Origin of the sequence: Streptomyces sp. NPDC047081 (assembly GCF_040643775.1) — a bacterium.
Lineage (GTDB): Bacteria > Actinomycetota > Actinomycetes > Streptomycetales > Streptomycetaceae > Streptomyces.
On record NZ_JBEYUY010000004.1, the window covers coordinates 438,903 to 456,828 of the forward strand.

Annotated in this window: 18 protein-coding genes; 8 read left to right on the forward strand and 10 right to left on the reverse strand. The window is 70.0% G+C overall.

Annotated elements, in window-relative coordinates; all coding sequences use genetic code 11:
- Positions 1-27: 27 nt before the first annotated feature.
- Genes ABZ848_RS10410 through ABZ848_RS10430 form a run of 5 tightly spaced genes read right to left on the reverse strand, consistent with a single transcriptional unit; the run spans position 28 to position 6,406 of the window.
- Complete coding sequence (locus ABZ848_RS10410) at positions 28-2,061, reverse strand: endo-beta-N-acetylglucosaminidase (RefSeq protein ID WP_360828419.1); 2,034 nt, start codon at positions 2,059-2,061, stop codon at positions 28-30.
- Positions 2,062-2,075: 14 nt separating this feature from the next.
- The gene (locus tag ABZ848_RS10415; protein WP_360828422.1) at positions 2,076-3,314 is read right to left on the reverse strand and encodes a glycosyl hydrolase; all 1,239 of its coding nucleotides are present in this window, start codon (positions 3,312-3,314) and stop codon (positions 2,076-2,078) included.
- 28 nt (positions 3,315-3,342) lie between these two features.
- Positions 3,343-4,173 carry a carbohydrate ABC transporter permease gene (locus tag ABZ848_RS10420; RefSeq protein ID WP_360828425.1) on the reverse strand — a complete coding sequence of 277 codons (831 nt, stop codon included), beginning with the start codon at positions 4,171-4,173 and terminating at the stop codon, positions 3,343-3,345.
- Positions 4,170-5,102, reverse strand: a complete 933-nt coding sequence (locus tag ABZ848_RS10425; RefSeq protein ID WP_360828428.1) for a sugar ABC transporter permease — start codon at positions 5,100-5,102, stop codon at positions 4,170-4,172. The genes ABZ848_RS10420 and ABZ848_RS10425 overlap by 4 nt, the downstream gene beginning before the upstream one ends.
- Before the next feature lie 8 nt (positions 5,103-5,110).
- A complete protein-coding gene (locus ABZ848_RS10430) occupies positions 5,111-6,406 on the reverse strand; it encodes a sugar ABC transporter substrate-binding protein (RefSeq protein WP_360828431.1) in 1,296 nt (431 codons plus the stop codon).
- A 269-nt stretch (positions 6,407-6,675) separates the two neighbouring features.
- Between ABZ848_RS10430 and ABZ848_RS10435 the strand changes: the two genes are divergently transcribed.
- The gene (locus tag ABZ848_RS10435) at positions 6,676-7,686 is read left to right on the forward strand and encodes a LacI family DNA-binding transcriptional regulator (protein WP_360828640.1); all 1,011 of its coding nucleotides are present in this window, start codon (positions 6,676-6,678) and stop codon (positions 7,684-7,686) included.
- Positions 7,687-7,708: 22 nt separating this feature from the next.
- Here ABZ848_RS10435 and ABZ848_RS10440 read toward each other — a convergent pair whose 3' ends face one another.
- The gene (locus tag ABZ848_RS10440) at positions 7,709-8,791 is read right to left on the reverse strand and encodes an aldo/keto reductase (protein ID WP_360828434.1); all 1,083 of its coding nucleotides are present in this window, start codon (positions 8,789-8,791) and stop codon (positions 7,709-7,711) included.
- Between the two features lie 159 nt (positions 8,792-8,950).
- Here ABZ848_RS10440 and ABZ848_RS10445 point away from each other — a divergent pair, with 159 nt between their 5' ends.
- From ABZ848_RS10445 to ABZ848_RS10475, 7 genes are all read left to right on the forward strand, one after another.
- Positions 8,951-9,841, forward strand: coding sequence for an AraC family transcriptional regulator (locus ABZ848_RS10445; RefSeq protein WP_360828437.1), 891 nt, complete (start codon positions 8,951-8,953; stop codon positions 9,839-9,841).
- 10 nt (positions 9,842-9,851) lie between these two features.
- Positions 9,852-10,655, forward strand: coding sequence for an SAM-dependent methyltransferase (locus ABZ848_RS10450; RefSeq protein ID WP_360828441.1), 804 nt, complete (start codon positions 9,852-9,854; stop codon positions 10,653-10,655).
- Positions 10,656-10,754: 99 nt separating this feature from the next.
- Positions 10,755-10,997, forward strand: a complete 243-nt coding sequence (locus tag ABZ848_RS10455) for a DUF397 domain-containing protein (protein WP_360828444.1) — start codon at positions 10,755-10,757, stop codon at positions 10,995-10,997.
- Positions 10,998-11,158: 161 nt separating this feature from the next.
- Positions 11,159-12,064, forward strand: coding sequence for a helix-turn-helix transcriptional regulator (locus ABZ848_RS10460; protein ID WP_360828447.1), 906 nt, complete (start codon positions 11,159-11,161; stop codon positions 12,062-12,064).
- 37 nt (positions 12,065-12,101) lie between these two features.
- On the forward strand, positions 12,102-12,623 hold the full coding sequence (locus ABZ848_RS10465; RefSeq protein WP_360828450.1) for a MaoC family dehydratase: 522 nt from the start codon (positions 12,102-12,104) through the stop codon (positions 12,621-12,623).
- Between the two features lie 40 nt (positions 12,624-12,663).
- The gene (locus ABZ848_RS10470; RefSeq protein WP_360828453.1) at positions 12,664-13,263 is read left to right on the forward strand and encodes a DedA family protein; all 600 of its coding nucleotides are present in this window, start codon (positions 12,664-12,666) and stop codon (positions 13,261-13,263) included.
- Between the two features lie 84 nt (positions 13,264-13,347).
- A complete protein-coding gene (locus ABZ848_RS10475; protein ID WP_360828456.1) occupies positions 13,348-13,989 on the forward strand; it encodes a hypothetical protein in 642 nt (213 codons plus the stop codon).
- Between the two features lie 64 nt (positions 13,990-14,053).
- Here the strand turns inward: ABZ848_RS10475 and ABZ848_RS10480 are convergent, their stop codons facing one another.
- Genes ABZ848_RS10480 through ABZ848_RS10495 form a run of 4 tightly spaced genes read right to left on the reverse strand, consistent with a single transcriptional unit; the run spans position 14,054 to position 17,874 of the window.
- Positions 14,054-15,610: an alpha-L-fucosidase gene (locus tag ABZ848_RS10480; protein WP_360828459.1), complete on the reverse strand. Its 1,557-nt coding sequence runs from the start codon at positions 15,608-15,610 to the stop codon at positions 14,054-14,056.
- Between the two features lie 30 nt (positions 15,611-15,640).
- The gene (locus ABZ848_RS10485; RefSeq protein ID WP_360828462.1) at positions 15,641-17,494 is read right to left on the reverse strand and encodes a family 20 glycosylhydrolase; all 1,854 of its coding nucleotides are present in this window, start codon (positions 17,492-17,494) and stop codon (positions 15,641-15,643) included.
- Positions 17,487-17,618, reverse strand: a complete 132-nt coding sequence (locus tag ABZ848_RS10490; protein ID WP_360828465.1) for a hypothetical protein — start codon at positions 17,616-17,618, stop codon at positions 17,487-17,489. The genes ABZ848_RS10485 and ABZ848_RS10490 overlap by 8 nt, the downstream gene beginning before the upstream one ends.
- Before the next feature lie 34 nt (positions 17,619-17,652).
- Positions 17,653-17,874, reverse strand: a complete 222-nt coding sequence (locus ABZ848_RS10495; protein ID WP_360828468.1) for a hypothetical protein — start codon at positions 17,872-17,874, stop codon at positions 17,653-17,655.
- Positions 17,875-17,926: the final 52 nt, after the last annotated feature.

The window sequence follows — 17,926 nt, forward strand, 5'->3', positions numbered from 1 at the left end:
GGGTGCTCCAAGGCTGGTGGCGGACGGTTACCAGGTGTGGGTCACGGTGACGGGATCCGACGTGTCGTACAGCTCCCCCACGGACCGCAGCTCGAACTGTGCGGCCTGCTCGCCCTGCTCGGGCTGGAGGCCGGCGAGGAAGTACGCCTGCTGGCAGGTGCCGCCGACGAAGCGCCGGGTGCCGTCGGGAAGGAGCCGGTGGAGTTCGTAGTGGCGGACGGGGCCCGGGGCGGCGCTCCAGGCGAAGCGGAGGTCGCCGGCGGTGGCCGCGGTGATACGGAGGTCGGTGGGAGGCGCGGGAGACAGCGCGGGAGGCTCGGAGGACAGTGCTATGTCACATACCACCAGCTTCCCGAGCCGCCACCGCACCGGCCCGTCCACCCCCGTAAGCCGAACCCCCACCCTCCGCAGACTCCCGGCCACCCCCGTGAGCGGCACAGTCATCGTCTCCCACTGGTTGACCGAGTTCACAGAGTTCACAGGCAGATAGGTGTACGACGGTGTCGCCCCCGGCGCGCTCGGCTCCGCGGTCGCCACGGCCAGCTCGACGTTCACACTCCCCGCGTCCGTCCGATGCGTCAGCTCGACAACCGAGTTCACACCGATCGGCAGCTGTGTCGCGTACAAATCCACGACCGTCGGTTGATCCAGTTCACCGTCCACCAGCACGCTGCTGCCACCCCGCCACGCGTCCGCGAAGTCGAAGGAAACCGCCGGCCGCTCCCCCTCCGTCCGCACCACCCACTGTCGTGACGGCAGCCGGTCCTGCAGCCCGAGGTGGTTCCAGGCCGCGTCCGAGGTGACCACCCCGTCCTCGTACCACCGCAGCCCGTGCCCGGTGTTGAACACGCTCCCGAACGGCAGCGAGTCCACCGCCGACCGGTCCGCCACGGACACCGCAGGCGCCCGCCACGGGTCACTCGTATCCGGCTGCGAGGGATCCAGCGACCGCCCCGTCCAGAACCGCTGGTCGGCGGCGTGGAAGTCCCCCGGCGTCCGCGAGGCAGGCAGATGATTCCGCGTCCACTCGGGCCGATAGAAGCCGATCGAGGCGACATGCGCCTTGCCGCTCGGCACGATGGCGTCCCAGCTGACACTCGTGTTGGACCCGTTGGACTCGACATCGACGCCCGCCCACAACTCGTAGCGGCTGCGCCCCAGTTGATCGGCCTTCGTCCCGGACGAGGCGAGCGAGCTCGTGCTCCACCGGAAGTCGACGAACATGTCGTCGGCCGCCTGGAAGAACGCCTGGTTCTGGCTGTTGAGCGCCCCCTGCCAGCTGACGCTGCCGTTCACGGTCATCGCGTCGTACCAGGTCACCCGCTGCCCGCGCGCACCGGCCAGCGACTTCAGCTCCTTGACGAAGCCGAGCATGTCGGCGCCGAGCGTGGCGTTCCCGCCCCCGGTCTCGGCGTTGACGAACCACCCGTCGAAGCCGTACGCGGCGGCGACCGCCACCAGCTGACCGGCGAGCGGGTAGTGCCCGGCGGAGTCCTTCTGTACCAGGTCCCGCGTCCACTGCAGCTGACCGCCGTACGCGGTCGGCGGCAGGAAGATGTTCCCGAGGACCGGCACCCCGTGCCGGTGGGCGGCGTCGACGATCGGCGCGTTCGGCGCGAGGATCAGCCCCTCCCCCGCCGACCCGCCCCAGAACACCAGCTCGTCCACGTACGCCCAGTGCGTGAAGGCGTAGTAGTCGGCGGTCGCCGAGCCCTGCGAGGGATTGCTGGACGTCGGCCCGAAGGAGACCAGCGACTGGATACGGGCCTGCCCGGACCGGGCGGTGGTGTTCACCGGCGCCGGGGTGAAGCGGGGCGCGAGCGGCACGGACGCGGCGTTGAAGGCGAGGTCCGCGTCACCGGCGGCCGTCCAGGTCTTCAGACTGCGCCAGGTGATACCGGAGCCCGGCGTCCCCGACGGCAGCGAGTCCGGGTACCAGTACGAGGCGTACGGCGTGGTGGCGGCCGCGTCGGCCTTCGGGACCGCCGCGAAGGCGGGCAGCGGCGGCAGGAACGCGGCTGCCGCGCCGGCGAGCAGGACGGTGCGTCTGGTGGGGTTCACGAGCTGGTGCCTCCTTATGGGGTGGGGAGTACCTGTTCGGGAGTGACGACTTCGGTGATGCCGCGCGCGGCGAGGTGGTCCTTGTCGTCGGCGCGGGTGTCCAGGACGGTCGTGGGCCGGGTGCCGTCGGCGACGAGCCGGAAGTAGGCGTCGAAGACCGGCCCGCCGGGGGCGCAGCGGGAGCGCACCGCCGGATCGTCCGGCACGACGAGTGCGGTAGTGCGAGGCGCGGCCGGTGCGTGCGTCCGTCCCGCCGCCTCCGCCAGCACCCGAGCGGTGTCCTTCGGGCGCCGGTCGTTGGTCAACAGGCCGAGCCCGTACTCGAGTTCGGGGAAGTCGGCGAGGTCCCGCGACACGTCGTGCGAGCACCACCAGGTCACGCCCCACAGGTCGGGGCAGTCCAGGGCGTTCGCGACGGTCGCCGCGGTGAAGGCGGCGGCGTGCTCGGGCGGGATCAGCGGGGCGGGTGCGCCGACCTCCTGGAGCCACACGGGCCGGTGCGGGTCGTCGGACCAGGCCTTGCTCAGTTCGACGAGGTAGGCGGCGTGGTGTTCGGTCGGGACGGAGGTACGGCCGTGGCGCTGGGCGGTGCCGTTGAAGACCCAGGAGTGTACGGCGGTCACGGCGCCGTGCCGGGCGGCCTGGGCCGGGGTGAACGGCATGTCGTCCTGGTACCAGGTCGCGTCGTACTCGGCGTGCAGGTGCAGTCGGCCGGGGGCGCCCTCGGCGCAGGCGGCCAGCATGCGCTCCAGCCACGCGTCGACCTGCGCCTCGGAGGCCCGGTCGGGGTCGGGGTGCGGGCCCGCCGAGAACTGGTTGACCTCGTTGCCGAGGGTCATGCCGAGGAAGTTCGGCCGGTCGGCGAGGGCGGCGGCGAGGGTGCGCAGGTAGGTCGCCTGCCCCTCGATCACCTCCGGGTCGGTGAAGAGGTTGCGCCGGTGCCAGGTCCGGGTCCACGCCGGCAGGAAGTCGAAACTGCTCAAGTGCCCTTGCAGACCGTCGACGTTGACGTCGAGCCCGCGCTCGGCGGCCGCGTCGACCAGCGCCACGAGCTGCTCGACCGCGCGCGGCCGGATCAGCGTCCGGTTGGGCTGGAAGTACGGCCACAGCGGGAAGACCCGGACGTGGTCGAGGCCGAGCGCGGCGATGGAGTCGAGGTCGGCCCGTACCGAGTCGAGGTCGAAGTCGAGCCAGTGGTGGAACCACCCTTCGCTGGGGGTGTAGTTGACGCCGAAGCGCACGGCAGGAGGCATGCGGTGTCCTTGAACTCGTAGACGTCGGTCAGCCCTTGACCGCGCCCTCGCCCACGCCGCGGAAGAAGTACCGCTGCAGACAGGCGAAGAGAGCGATCAGCGGTGCCACGGCGATGACCGTGCCCGCGGCGACGAGGCGTTCGTCGTTGGCGAAGGTGCCGTGCAGATAGTTGAGGCCGATGGTCAGGGTGAACTTGGACGGGTCGCTGAGCACGATCAGCGGCCACAGGAAGTCGTCCCAGGCGCCCATGAAGGCGAAGATCGCGACGACGGCCACGGTCCCCCGCACCGAGGGCAGCGCGATGCGCAGGAACCGCTGCCAGGCGTTGGCGCCGTCGACGTAGGCCGCCTCCTCGATCTCGTACGGCAGGTTGAGGAAGGCGTTGCGCATCAGCAGCACGTTCATGGCGCCGATGCAGCCCGGCAGGACGACGCCGATGAGGGTGTTGTTGAGGCCGAGCTCCCGCATGGTCGTGAACTGGGCGATGATGATGCCCTCCACGGGCACGAGCATCGCCAGGATGAAGACCAGCGTGGCCACCCGGCGGCCCCGGTAGCGCAGCCGGGCCAGGGCGTATCCGGCGAGGGCCGAACCGACGCAGTTGGTGACGACGTTGGCGGTGGCGACCTTCAGGGAGTTGAAGGCGTAGTCCCAGACCGGGATGGTGCCGGCGACGCGTTCGTAGTTGTGCAGGGTGGGATGGCTGGGCAGGAACTTGGGCGGCGAGCTGAAGATGTCCTCCGTCGGGCCTTTGAGCGAGGTCGACAGCTGCCACAGGAACGGACCCACGGTCAGGGCGAGTACGGCGAGCAACAGGACGTAGCGCAGCACCAGTTCGCGCGTCCGCACCACCCTCATGACTCGCCCCTCCGGTCGGTCCGCAGTACGAGCAGCATCAGCGCGACGGTGACGACGAAGACGACCACGGAGATCGCGGAGGCATAGCCGACCCGCCCGGTCAGTCCCGTGCCGGTGCGCTGGACGAGCATCACGAGCGTGGTGTCCTCGCCCGCCGGTCCGCCGCTGGGGCCGGCCATCAGGTACACCTCGGAGAACACCTTGAAGGCCGCCACCGACGACAGCGCGCCCACCAGAGCCATGGTCGAGCGCACGGCGGGCACCGTGACGGTCACGAACCGGCGCACCGCTCCCGCCCCGTCCACGGCCGCGGCCTCGTGCAGCTCGCGCGGCACGTTCGCCAGCGCCGCCAGATAAATGATCATGTAGTAGCCGAGGCCCTTCCAGACCGTCACGGCCATGGCGCTCAGCAGGAGCAGCCACTGGTCGCTGAGGAAGCCGACCCGGCCGATGCCGACCGTCTCCAACAGGGAGTTGATCAGGCCGCGTTCGTCCAGCAGCCATACCCAGATCAGCCCGACCACGACGATCGAGGCGACGACCGGGGTGTAGAAGGCGGACCGGAAGAAGGTGATGCCGGGGATGTTCTTCTGCACGAGCAGCGCGAGCAGCAGCGGCAGGATCACCAGCGCCGGCACGACCCCGAGGACGTACAGGGTGCTGTTGCGCAGGCCGATCCAGAACATGTCGTCGTGCAGCAGCTCGCGGAAGTTGGCGAACCCGACGAACTCGCCCGGGATCAGGGTCCGCCGGTCGGTGAAGGCGTTCACCAGCGTGGAGACGAACGGGTACAGGATGAACGCGCCGGTGATCAGCAGCCCGGGGGCGGCGAACAGCCAGGGACTGGTGGGCAGTTGGCGCCGGACGCGGCGCACACGCTCGACGCCTCCGGCAACGCGCCGCGCCTCGGTGACGGTGGACGAGACCATCTCCGTACCTAACCCTGCTGCTGCAGCAGCGTGTTGCACTGCTTGACAGCGTTGTCGAGAGCGGCCTTGGGGCTCTCCTTGCCCTGCAGGGCCTTCGCCACCTCGTTGCGCAGGGCGGTCTTCATCTGCTCGCTGAACAGCACGGGTGTGTAATTGACCGCGTTGTTCAGGGACTTGGCGGCGGCGATCCGCACCCGCGTGACGTCGGTCCCGTCCTCCTCGGTGAAGTACGGGTCGTCCAGCGAGCCTGCGGTGCTCGGGAAGATGGCGACCTTCTTCGCGAAGGACATCTGGTGCTCGGCGTCGGTGACGAAGTGCGCGAAGGCGACCGAGGCAGCCGTGTGCTTGGTCTTGGAGTTGACCATCACGCCCATCACGTACATGTTGACGTGGCCGGTGCTGGTGATCTGGTCGGTGATGCCGATGTTCTTGTACAGGTTCGGCGCCTGCTTCTTGAAGTTGTCCAGGTCGAGGGCGCTGCCGGGGTTCATGGCGACGGCCTCGGTGAGGAACTTCTTGCCGGAGGACTCGGGGGTTGCGGTGAGCGCCTGCGGGTCGAGGGCCTTGGCGTCGTACAACTCCTTGTACTTGGTGAGGAGTTCGACGCCCTTCGCGTCGTTGAAGGCGAAGGCCGTGCCCTCCTTGTTCATCAGCTCGACGCCGTAGCGGCCGAAGTCCTCGACGGTGGGCACGTTGGCGAGGGTGGCGACCTTGCCGTCGCTCTTCTTCGCCATCTGGAGGGCGTCGGCGAACAGGTCGTCGTACGTCTTCGGCGGCTGGTCGGGGTCGAGACCGGCCTCCTTGAACAGGGACTTGTTGTAGAAGAGCGGCCCGGTGTTGAGGTACCAGGGGAAGGCGTACGTGCCGGTCATCCCCGGTATCCGGTGGCTGGCCCAGGCGCCGGCCAGGTACTCCTTCTGGTACTTGGCGGCCGCCTTGTCGAGGTCGAGCGCGAGGCCCGCCTTGGCGAGCGGGGCGACCAGGTCCGGGGAGACGTTGACGACGTCCGGGAGGGTGCCGCCGGCGGCGTCGGCGCTGATCTTGTCGGCGTAGCCCTCGGCGGGCTGGTCGATCCACTTCACGTGGGTCTCGGGGTATTTCTTCTCGAACTCGGCGATGACGCCCTCGAAGTAGTCCTTGAAGTTGGCGCGCAGGTTCCAGGTCTGGAAGGTGATGTCGCCCTCGACCTTGCCGGAGGCGTCGGTCGAGCCGCCGGCGTCGCTCCCGGAGCCGCAGGCGCTCAGCGGCAGGACGAGACAGACGACGGCGGCGGCGGCGGCGAGGGTTCTGCGGGATACGGGCACGACGGAACGGCCTCCTTGTGCAACGGAGTTGGTGCAGTGGGGTTGGCCAACGACCGAGACCCTGCACGCCGTTTCGGCGGCCCGTCAATGGAGCCGGCCGAGCTAATTTCATTAGTTGCTAATGCGTATTAGGTTCTTGCAGCTGAACCGCATTAGTGCGTACGCTCCCGGAGCCCGACCCAGAATCCGCCCGCAATCAGACCTGGAATCCACTGGACGAATGGGGAATCACCGTGTCAGGGAAGCGGTCGCCCGCGCGTCGGCCGACGATGAAGGACATCGCGCGGCACGCCGGGGTCTCCCAGAGCGCGGTCTCCTTCGCGCTCAACGGCCGTCCGGGCGTCTCCGAGGACACCCGTGACCGGGTGCGCCGGGTCGCCGAGCAGCTGGGCTGGCGACCCAGCGCGGCGGCGCGCCAGCTGTCGGGCGAGGGCGCGGCGACCGTCGGTTTCGTACTGGCCCGGCCCGCCGACACCCTCGGCGTGGACTCCTTCTTCCTCCAACTCGTCTCCGGCATCCAGGAGGTGCTGGCCGAGCGCCATCTCGGCCTGCTCTTCCAGGTGGTGGAGGACGTCGACGACGAGTGCGCGGTCTACCGGCGCTGGTGGGCCGAGCACCGGGTCGACGGCGTCCTGGTCGTCGACCCGCGCACCGCCGACCCGCGCCCCGACCTCCTCGACGAACTCGGCCTGCCCGCCGTGGTGATCGGCGGCGCGCCCGACGAACGCCACCCCGGGCTGTCGACGGTGTGGGCGGACGACGCGGGCGCGATGGCCTCGGTGGTCGGCGAGTTGTACGCGCTCGGCCACCGCCGGATCGTGCACATCGCCGGCCTGCCGGGGCTGGCCCACACCGAGCGCCGTATCCGCACCCTGCGCACCGAGGCCGGACGGCGCGGCCTCGCCGAGGTGGAGTCGGTGACCACCAACTACTCGGACGCGGAGGCCGCCGCCGTCACCCGCCGGATGCTGGAGCGCCCCAATCCGCCGACCGCGCTGATCTACGACAACGACGTGATGGCCGTGGCCGGAGTCGCCACCGCGACCGAGCTGGGCTTCGCGGTCCCGGCCGACGTCTCGGTGCTGGCCTGGGAGGACTCGGCCCTGTGCCGCATGGTCAAGCCGTGGCTGTCGGCCCTGTCCCGGGACAGCGTGGAGTTCGGCCGTACGGCGGCCAGGGAGCTGACCGCGCTCCTGGACGGCGGCCCGGCGCGGACCGTGCGGGTGCCGGTGCCACGGGTGATCGTCCGGGACAGCACGGGCCCGGCGCGGCACACCTGAGCGGGCGGCCGCGGCCCCCCGCTCAGTACCGCGTCGCACTCTCCACCAGCGGCGGATACACCGTGCTCGGCTCCCCGTCCACCGTCGCCCCCGCGTACTTCAGCATCGGCCCCACCGTGCGGTTGAGGTCGTACGGGAAGTTCAGCGTCGGCGCCGACACCTCGTCCAGCCGCGCCGTCTGCTCGGGCGTGAGCCGTACGTCGAGGCCCGCGAGGTTGGCCTCCAGATGGTCCAGGGTGCGCGGGCCGATGATCGTGGAGCTGACCCCGGGACGGCTCTGCACCCAGGCCAGCGCCACGGCCGCCGGGCTCGCACCGGCCTCCTCGGCGACGGCCGCGAGCGCCTCGATCACGGTGAACTGGGCGTCGGTGGGCAGTCCGAGCACGGCCGACCGCCTGGCGTCCGCGGGACCGGCCTGGTCGCGGCGGTACTTGCCCGACAGATAGCCGCTCTTCAGCGGACTCCACGGCAGTACGCCCATGCCCGCGTCCTGCGCGAGCGGGACCAGCTCCCCCTCTATGGTGCGTTCCAGCAGGGAGTACTCCATCTGGAGCGCGGTCACCGGGGTCCAGCCGCGCAGCAGGGCGGTGGTGTGGGCCTTGGCGGTGAACCAGGCGGGTGTGTCGGAGAAGCCGACGTAACGGATCTTTCCCGCGGTCACCAGGTCGTCCAGCGTGCGCAGGGTCTCCTCGATCGGCGTCGACCAGTCGTAGTTGTGCAGCCAGTACAGGTCGACGTAGTCGGTCCGCAGCCGCCGCAGGGACTCCTCCAGCTGCCCGATGATCGCCTTGCGGCTCGCGCCGCCGCCGTTGGGGTCGCCGAGGTGGAGGTTGCCGTAGAACTTGGTGGCCAGGACCAGCCGGTCGCGCAGTCCGGGGCGGGCGGCGAGGAAGTCGCCGAGGATCGCCTCGGAGTGGCCGTTGGTGTAGAAGTTCGCGGTGTCGACGAAGTTGCCCCCGCGGTCGAGGTAGGCCTGGAGGATCTTCTCGGACTCCTCGACGGAGCAGCCGAAGCCGCCGTCCTCGCCGAAGTTCATCGCGCCGAGACAGAACGGGCTGACCTTGAGCCCGGACCGGCCGAGGCCGACGTAAGAGTCGAGTGCCATGAAATGCTCCTTCGGAGTTGCGCCGGAAAGGTCACTCTTCGAGGAAAGCAGTCTGACCAGCGGAGCCGTTAGTGCGATTCCACCGGCCTCTTGCACGATCCTGTCGATTTCGCGCGGACGGCGATTGCGGGAAATCGTTCCGCGGTCTTCAATCGGAGGGTGTCCCTGGATGAACTGCGCGTCCTGATCGCCCGGCACGCACGGCGGCCCACCGCCGTCGACTGGCTGATGCTCTCCGCCCAGGACCGCCCCACACCGCCACAGGCCGGGATCGCCGATCCCGTGGTGGCGCTGGTCGCGCAGGGCTCGAAGCGGCTCGTCCTCGGGGACCGGGTGTACGACTACGGGGCCGGCCAGTATCTGGTCGTGCCGTTGGGGCTGCCGGTCACCGGGCATGTCACACAGGCGAGTCGGGAGCGGCCGATGCTCGGGGCGGGGATCGCGCTGCGGCCCGCCGCGGTCGCCTCGCTCCTGCTGGAGACGGGTCCGGGTCGCGACGGCAGGGGCACGGTGTCCGGACTGACGGTGAGCGACGCGCCCGGCGAACTGATCGACGCGTTCGTCCGCCTGATCCGGCTGCTCGAAGCGCCCGCCGACGTGCCGGTGCTCGCGCCGATGATCGAGCGGGAGATCCTGTGGCGGCTGATCAACGGTCAACAGGGCGGCCTCGTACGGCAGATCGGGCTGGCCGACAGCCGGCTCACCCAGATCGGCCACGCCCTGCGCTGGATCCGCGACCACTACGCCGAGGCGCTGCGCGTCGAGGACCTCGCCCGGATGTCCGGGATGAGCCTGTCCCCGTTCCACCGGCACTTCCGGGCGCTGACCACGATGACGCCGATCCAGTACCAGAAGCAGATCCGGCTGCAGGAGGCCCGGCTGCTGCTGATGAGCAGCACCGAGGACGTCTCGGCCATCGGATTCGCGGTCGGGTACGACAGCGCCTCCCAGTTCAGCCGGGAGTACCGCCGCCACTTCGGGCTGCCGCCGGGCCAGGACGCCGTACGTCTGCGAGCCGAACGGCCGGACACCGCACAGCACTTCATGTGACGCTTTCCCCATGACTTCCGAAGACCCGCTGGCCGACCGGCTGCAGCTGGACCAGCCCCACTCCGCGCGCGTGTGGAACTTCCTGCTCGGCGGCAAGGACAACTACGCCGCCGACCGCCAGGCCGGCGAGATGATCCTCCAGATGTTCCCGGACATCGCCCTGCTCGCCCGGCTCCAACGGCGCTTCCTCGTCCGGGCCGTGCGCTATCTGGCCGCCGACGCGGGGATACGCCAGTTCCTCGACATCGGCACCGGCCTGCCCACCGTCGACAACACCCACGAGGTGGCCCAGCGGGTCGCGCCCGACAGCCGGATCGTGTACGTCGACAACGACCCGCTGGTGCTGGTGCACGCCCAGGCGCTGCTCACCAGCACTCCGGAAGGCGCCTGCGACTACCTCGACGCAGACGTGCGCGACCCGGAGCGGATTCTCGAAGCGGCCGCGCGGACACTGGACTTCAGCAAGCCCGTGGCGCTGACCATGTTGGGCATCCTGGGCCAGATCCCGGACTCCGACGACCCCTGGGCCCTGATCGCGCGCTACCTCGAAGGCCTGCCCCCGGGCAGCTACCTCGCGCTGGCCGACGGCACCGACACCAACGAGGCGCTCAACCAGGCCATCGCGGTGTACAACGCCAACTCCGCCAGCTCGTACCACCTGCGCTCCCCCGAGCGGATCGGGGCCTACTTCGACGGACTCGAACTCGTCGAGCCGGGCATCGTCCCCACCTCGCAGTGGCACCCCGAGCCGGTCGACGTCGGCCGCTCCCCCTCCGACGTGGACGCGATCTGCGGGATCGGCCGCAAGGACTGAAAAACGCAATTGCCGCTGCAATTGCAGACGATCTTGGTAATGTCAGTCGCACAGCAACTGAAGTGTCTGTCATGCGAGTTGATCCCGAAGAGGCCTCAGATGCAGCACGTGCGCAACGGCATGCCGGCGACTGAGCTGTCCGGAGCGGACTGGCGCAAGAGCCACCACAGCAACCCCGAGGGCAACTGCGTCGAGCTGGCCGCACTCCCGGACGGCAGCGTCGCCGTGCGCAACTCCCGTCACCCCGAAGGTCCGGCGCTCGTCTACACCGGCGCCGAGATCTCCGCCTTCGTCCGCGGCGTGAAGGACGGCGACTTCGACGGCCTACTCCCCGGCTGCTGAGGTCAGGCACACCCGCGGACCGCCGGAGGGCGCCGGCCAGTGGCCGACACCCTCCGGCATTTTCACACCCCGCGGTGGCACGACTCCCCGGTGCTACTCTCCTGTCGAGTCCCGACATCGTTCAGCGGGAGCCGGTGCGGCGGCGGTCCGAGGGGATGACCATGACGGCAGCTCGACGCGAACACGTTTCCCCTGCCTCCGAGTTCGTCGGCCTCGGGCACGGCGGCCCGACGGTGCAGCGCATCATGCTGGGCACGAGGCTGCGCCGGCTGCGCGAGTCCCTCGACATCAGCCGCGAGGCCGCCGCCTCCTCGATACGCGCCTCGGACGCCAAGCTGTGCCGCATGGAGCTGGGCCGGGTCGGCTTCAAGGTCCGTGACGTGGCCGACCTGTTGACGCTGTACGGCGTCCAGGACCCGGACGTACGGCAGGAGTTGCTGGACTCGGTGCGGCGGGCCAACGCGCCCGGCTGGTGGCGGGCGTACGGCGATGCCTTCCCGAGCTGGTTCGAGCAGCATCTGGGCCTGGAGGAGGCCGCCTCCCTCATCCGTACCTACGAAGTCCAGTTCGTCCCGGGCCTGTTGCAGACCGCCGCCTACGCCGAGGCCGTCATCCGGCTCGGCCACGGCGTGACCACGCCGGAGGCGGTCCGGCGCCGGGTCGAGCTGCGGATGACCCGGCAGGCGCTGCTCTCCCGGCCCGACTCGCCGAAGCTGTGGGTCGTGGTGGACGAGGCCGCCCTGCGCCGCCCGCTCGGCGGCGCCGAGGTGATGCGCGAGCAGCTCAAGCGCCTCGTCGAGGCGGCAACTCTGCCGAACGTCACGCTCCAGGTGCTGCCCTTCCACGTCGGCGGGCACGCCGCGGCCGGCGGTCCGATCACCGTGCTGCGCTTCCCGGTGCCCGACCTGCCGGACATCGTCTACCTGGAGCAGCTCTCCAGCGCCCTCTACCTGGACAAGCCGGAGGAGGTCGACCACTACCTCGCGGTCATGGACCGCCTGAGCCTGGTGGCCCTGTCGGCCGCGGACTCCGTGCCCTTCCTGGAACAGGTCCTCTCCGAGACCTGAGCCGTCGGCAAGGCGCCCGGCGGCTATCGTGCCGCCAATGGGAACAGTGACCACCACGCTGAGCGAGTCGGACTTCGCCGTCCCCGTCGAGGACCGCTGGTTCGAGGACTACGAGCCGGGCGCGGTCTACGAATACGGCAGCGTCACGATGACCGAGGAGGACATCCTCCGCTTCGCCGGCGAGTTCGATCCGCAGAGCATCCACACCGATCCGCGGGCCGCACGGCAGGGCCCCTTCGGCGGCCTGATCGCCAGCGGCTGGCACACCTGCGGCGTGATGATGCGCATGTACGCCGACCACTACGTCAGCAAGTGCGCGAGCCTCGCCTCCCCCGGTATCGACGAACTGCGCTGGGTACGGCCCGTGCGGCCCGGTGACAGCCTGTCGCTGCGCACCACCGTCCGCGAGGCGCGTCCCTCCCGCTCCAAGCCCGACCGCGGAGTCGTCCACACTGGGATCGAGGTCCTCGACCAGCACGGCCGCCCGGTCCTGACCATGACCGCGATCAACATCCTGCTGCGCCGCCCGGGCAAGGACGAGGACACGCCTCCGCACTAGCGGGGTACCCGTCGGAGGCCTGCCGGAAGGGGGTCCGCGGATGAGCGCCCTCACCCACTGGCTCTCCGAGCTGTCCGGGCCCGTGGTGTACGTCGTGGTCGCGGCCCTGGTCTTCGCCGAGGACGCGTTCTTCTTCGGCTTCGTGCTGCCCGGCGAGACGGCGGTGATCGTCGGCGGGGTGCTGGCCCGGCAGGGCGTCGTCGACCTCGTCTGGCTCTCGGCCGCCGTCGTCCTCGCGGCGATCGCCGGGGACGGCGTCGGCTACGAGATCGGCCGGCGACTGGGACCGCGGTTCGCCGGTGGCCACCGGCAGACCACACAAGTGGAGAAGGCGCGCGACCTCGTGCGCAGGCGCGGTCCGGCGGCCGTGTTCTTCGGCCGTTTCATCGCCTTCGTCCGCTCTTTCGTCCCGGCGATGGCGGGCGTCTCGGAGATGCGGTACCGCCGCTTCCTGCTCTACAACGCGCTCGGCGCCCTGCTGTGGGGTGTCGGCAACGCCGTCCTCGGCTATGTGGCGGGCGCCGCCTACGAACGCGCCGAGGGCCTCGTCGGCCGCACCCTCGCGCTGGTCGTGGCCGTCCTGGTCGTCGTGGCCCTGGTCGTCTGGCGCGTGCGCCGCCACCGCGAACGGAATTCGTGACCGCATTCGGGTGGAGTTGCCGGTCCCCGGGTTGCGTGAAAACCTGAAGGGAGTTATCCGGATTCACCGGATCGGAGGTCTCCCATGCGCCTCGGTCCATTCACCGGCATTGCGGCCGTCATTCTGATCGTGGTCTCCTTCGCACTGGGCGGTTCGACACCGGACATCGGGGATCCCGGCCCCAGGGTCAAGCTGTATTACCACCAGCACGACACCCGGCTCGCCGTCGCCCTGTACCTGCTGATCCTGGCCGGCGCGCTCCTGGTGTTCTTCGCGGGCAGCCTGCGGCACAGCCTCGCCGAGGTGGACTTCCATGGCTGGCTGCCCCAAGTCGCCTTCGCCGGAGGCATTCTGTCGGCCGTCGGGTTCTGGACCGCCGCCAGCCTGTCCCTCGCGCTGGTCGACGCCTCCGACAAACGCCAGGTCGGTGGTGAGGCGTTCAACGCGATGAATGCCATGAGCGAGGACTTCTTCATTCCCTTCGTCGCCGGAATCGGCATCATGCTGATCGCCGCCGGACTGGGCACCGCCCGCACCGGAATTCCGTTGCCGGCCTGGCTGGGCTGGGCCGGAATCGTCGTCGGCGTGGCCGTCTTCATTCCGTGGGTGGGATTCTTCGCCTTCATGGTCGCCGGGCTGTGGATCATCGCGGCCGCCCTGTACCTGGCCCGCGGCCCCGCCGCCGCGCAGCCGCGGAGCCGACAGGAACAGGCCCAGCCGGTCTGACCAGCCGGAAGGGGCGGCCACCAGATCGCCGACGCCCTGGTGACCGCCCCGCTTCGGACCCCCGTCAGCCCCCGGACCGGAACAGCGCGAACTCCGCGATGTGTACGGCCGCTCGGGCCGCCGTCACGCGCAGCCGCCACCGGCGCGACCGTACCGGACCGTCGAGCAGCAGGATGCGGCTCGCGCCCATCGTGCCTGCCGTCGCGACCTGACTCCAGGTGCCGTCCACAAAGGCCTCCACCACGAAGCCCTCGACCTGCTGTCCGTGCCGTATGTCCTCGGCGAGCCGGATCCGGTCCACCTCACGGGCCGCGCCCAGGTCGACGGTCCGGATGCCGGCCGACTCCGTGACGCGGGCGCCGCGGGCGAGGTCGACCGGCAGCTCGCGCTCGATCCGCTCCCGGAACTCGCGCAGCCGGGTCACGTCGGTGGCGTGCAGCAGGCCGTCCGTGTCCGGCGGCACGTTCAGCAGCAGCACCGAGTTGCGGCCGACCGAGCCGAAGTAGATCTCCGTCAACTGGTCGACGGACTTGGGCAGTTGGTCGGCGTGGTAGAACCAGCCGTCCCGGATCGACACATCGCACTCGGCCGGCCACCACTGAAGGTAGTCGGTCTTCGGCTGGGCGGCGACGAGCGCGGTGCGGCTGCCCTCGTCGGGGGTGTCGTACGACAGCGCCCAGTCGGTACGGCCGTACTGGTTCTCCTTGACCGGCAGGACGCTCCACTCGTCCTCCCGCGCGGTGCCGCCCTCGTTGCCGACCCAGCGGACGTCCGGGCCGGTGACGGCGATCGCCGCGTCCGGGGCGAGGGAGCGGACGAGTGTGTACCAGCTGTCCCAGTCGTACTGCTCCACCTTGTCCGGCGGGATGTGGCCCTGGGCGCCGTCGAACCACACCTCGTCGACCGGGCCGTACTCGGTGAGCACCTCGTACAGCGTGTTCAGCATGTGCGCGCCGTAGTCGGTGGCGTCCAGGGTGTGGAAGCGGTCCGGGCTGCGGTCGTCGCCGTCCACCAGGGTGGGGATGGTGTGCGGGGCGCGAGCGCTGCCGTTGGCGTACACGCCGTGCAGGTACTGGTTCTCGTCGGCGGGCGAGATGTACACGCCGACCTTGATGCCGTGGCCGCGCATGGAGTCGGCGAAGGAGCGCAGGACGTCGCCGTGGCCACCGCGCCAACTGCTCGACGCCACCGAGTGGTCGGTGTACCGGGAGGGATAGAGGACGAATCCGTCGTGGTGCTTGACGGTGAGGATGGCGAGCCTGAAGCCGCCGTCGAGCAGGGCGCGGGCCCACTGGTCGGTGTCGAGGCCGGTGGGCTGGAAGACGTTCGGGTCCTCGTCGCCGGTGCCCCATTCGAGGCCGGTGAAGGTGTTCACCCCGAAGTGCAGGAAGGCCGTCCGCCCGAGCTCCTGCCAGGCGATCTGCCGTGCGGTGGGCCGGACTTGGGAGGCCTTGCGGACGAGTTCCTCGGGGGTGTCGTCGGGGCTGACGGGAATCAGGGACCGGTCACCGGCGGGCCTGGGTGCGGCACCGGTCGCGGCCGCCGCGGGGATGCCGGTCGAGGCGAGGGCGGAGACCGTCGCGGCGGCCGACGCGACGAAGAGGCGTCTGGAGAGTGCCATGGCGTTGTGCTTCCTCGGGTCAGTGGCGGGTCAGTGGGCGGTCGGATGCCACACGGCGGGGGTGCGCTGGTCCGGCGGGTACTGGACGAGCCGGCCGTCGTCGGTGACGTTCACCGCCATCTGCGTGATGGCGTTGACGAGGCGGTAGCCGCCCGAGGCCGGCTCCAACTGCCAGCGCTGCAAGGTGTTCGAGCTGTCGCAGGCCGCCCGGTCGAGCTCGACTCCGGGCTGCAGCGACACGTTGAGGGTGAGCTTGCCGCCGGTCACCTCCAGACAGCCCTCGGAGGTCTTGAGGGCCGCGTATCCGTCGGCCGTGCGGGTCACCGCGGCGTCGAAGGAGACACTGCCGGCCTGGAAGGTGTACGTCCCCTGCGCCACCGGGAGTCGGGTCAGGTCACGCCAGCCGGGCGCGTGCCCGACGGCCGTGCCGCGCGCGGTGAACTCGGCGTAGGTCGCGTCGGGATGCGGATCGCCCCAGGTCGCCTGGGCGATGTGCCGCAGCGCGGGCCACAGCTCGACGGCGACCTCGTTCTCGGTCTCGCCGCGGCCGTTGTCGGGCCACAGGCTGATCTTGGCGCCTGTGATGCCCGTGCTGGAGGCGACCTTCTCGCCGTCGAAGCTGCGCGGATCCCAGCTCTGGTCGTACAGCGACCCGGTGTCGGAGTGGAAGCCGCCGCGGATGAGGTAGAGCGAGTAGGCGGCGTTCATCAACGGGTAGCCCTGGGCGATGAGTTGGCTGGGTTTCATGGCCACGTTCAGCCAGTGCTCGACGGTCGTGCCGGCCGCCACCGGCACGGTGTTGGCGCCGGTCAGCCCGTCGTTCCAGATGCGCAGCTTCTTGCCCTTGCCTGCCGCGTAGGCCTGCACGCGGTTGATGAAGTCGACGTACGCGTCCTGCGGGGTGGCGTTCGAACCGTACTTCTCCTGGGCGTACTTGAGCATCTGCGGGTACTTGGAGTAGTCGGAGCCGAGCATGTACTCGTCGGCGCCCATGTGCCAGGACTTCGCGGTGAAGACCTGCGCGTACTCGTCCATCAGGCTGGTGTAGTAGTCGAACGCGGCCTGCTGGGTGACGTCGAGCCGGGCCGTCTGCTTGTTGCCGTCGGAGTCGGTCAACTGCAGGTCGGGGCGGTTCTCGATCCAAGGGTCCATGTGGCCCGGGGAGTTGATCTCCGGGATGATCTCGACGTGGTACTTGTCGCCGAGCGCGACGAGCCGCCGTATCTCGTCCTTGGTGTAGTAGCCCCAGGTGTTGGCCTCGGGGTGGGCGTCGCTCTTCACCTTGAGCTCGACGAGCAGCTGGTTGAGCTTGTTGTACGCCATCTCCCGGACGAGGTTCTCCAGCCAGGGCAGCGTGATGTGGATGTAGCAGGCGCACACCCCGACACCCCGTTCCTTGTAGCGCGGCACGTCGACCGTGTGCCCAGCGGGAATCCTGTCCCCCTGCGCGAGGAGTTGCAGGACGGTACGGGTGCCGTAGAAGGCGCCGGTCTCGGTGGCACCGGTCACCGACAGCCGCTTGCCGGAGTCGAGTTGATAGCCCTCGGCGCCCAGGGAGCCGCGGGACGCCTGTACGTCGATCACGATGTCACCGCTGCGAGCAGGACCGCCGACGACCGGCACGGTCCCGTGCCCCGCGGCCCGCAGATCCCCTGCAAGGGTGTCGGCGACGCGCCGCTCGGCGGGGCTGTCGGCGACGAGCCGAGCCCCCTTGGCGTAGACGTAACTCCCCTGCTCCGCAGTCCAGTTGGCCAGCGCGGGCACCGTCACCGGAACCACGGCGTCCTGCTGCTCCTGCGCGACCGCCTGCACCGGCGCCACCAGCAAGGTCAGCGCCGCCGCGCTGCCGAGCAGCCGCAGGAGTCTCTTTCTCAGTTCACCCATGCCACTCCACCTTGAACACCCACACGTGCTGTCCCGTCTTCCGGGCTGTCTCGGGTCCGTCGATCACCAGGACTCCCTTGCCGACCGTCCAGGTCAGCGGCCGCTCGTGGCCGAGCAGCGTCACCTTGTCGCCGGGCCGGACCGCGAACCGCAGGTCCTCACCCCCGGCTGGATTCCCACTTGGCGACGACCGTGTTCTCGGCCGGTTCGGTGACCGGCAGGGTGATGGCGATCGCCTCGCGCCTCGGGTCGGTCCACACCTCCGCGATGCCGATCCCGACACCGTGCTCGTCCGGCTGGTAGCGGTACGGCGTAGGAGACGGTGGCCGTGCCGGAGGCGTTGCCGTACCTGCCGACGTGTGGCGACCCCGCCGCGGCACCCAGGACCTGACGTCTTGGATACGGACTCACCCTCATGAGCGGCTCCCAATT

Coding starts and splice junctions, on each gene's coding strand:
- ABZ848_RS10465 (WP_360828450.1), top strand. CDS start 12,102: ATGGGAACAGTGACCACCACGCTGAGCGAGTCGGACTTCGCCGTCCCC.
- ABZ848_RS10425 (WP_360828428.1), bottom strand. CDS start 5,102: ATGGTCTCGTCCACCGTCACCGAGGCGCGGCGCGTTGCCGGAGGCGTC.
- ABZ848_RS10455 (WP_360828444.1), top strand. CDS start 10,755: ATGCAGCACGTGCGCAACGGCATGCCGGCGACTGAGCTGTCCGGAGCG.
- ABZ848_RS10415 (WP_360828422.1), bottom strand. CDS start 3,314: ATGCCTCCTGCCGTGCGCTTCGGCGTCAACTACACCCCCAGCGAAGGG.
- ABZ848_RS10435 (WP_360828640.1), top strand. CDS start 6,676: ATGAAGGACATCGCGCGGCACGCCGGGGTCTCCCAGAGCGCGGTCTCC.
- ABZ848_RS10460 (WP_360828447.1), top strand. CDS start 11,159: ATGACGGCAGCTCGACGCGAACACGTTTCCCCTGCCTCCGAGTTCGTC.
- ABZ848_RS10440 (WP_360828434.1), bottom strand. CDS start 8,791: ATGGCACTCGACTCTTACGTCGGCCTCGGCCGGTCCGGGCTCAAGGTC.
- ABZ848_RS10480 (WP_360828459.1), bottom strand. CDS start 15,610: ATGGCACTCTCCAGACGCCTCTTCGTCGCGTCGGCCGCCGCGACGGTC.
- ABZ848_RS10475 (WP_360828456.1), top strand. CDS start 13,348: ATGCGCCTCGGTCCATTCACCGGCATTGCGGCCGTCATTCTGATCGTG.
- ABZ848_RS10485 (WP_360828462.1), bottom strand. CDS start 17,494: ATGGGTGAACTGAGAAAGAGACTCCTGCGGCTGCTCGGCAGCGCGGCG.
- ABZ848_RS10470 (WP_360828453.1), top strand. CDS start 12,664: ATGAGCGCCCTCACCCACTGGCTCTCCGAGCTGTCCGGGCCCGTGGTG.
- ABZ848_RS10420 (WP_360828425.1), bottom strand. CDS start 4,173: ATGAGGGTGGTGCGGACGCGCGAACTGGTGCTGCGCTACGTCCTGTTG.
- ABZ848_RS10450 (WP_360828441.1), top strand. CDS start 9,852: ATGACTTCCGAAGACCCGCTGGCCGACCGGCTGCAGCTGGACCAGCCC.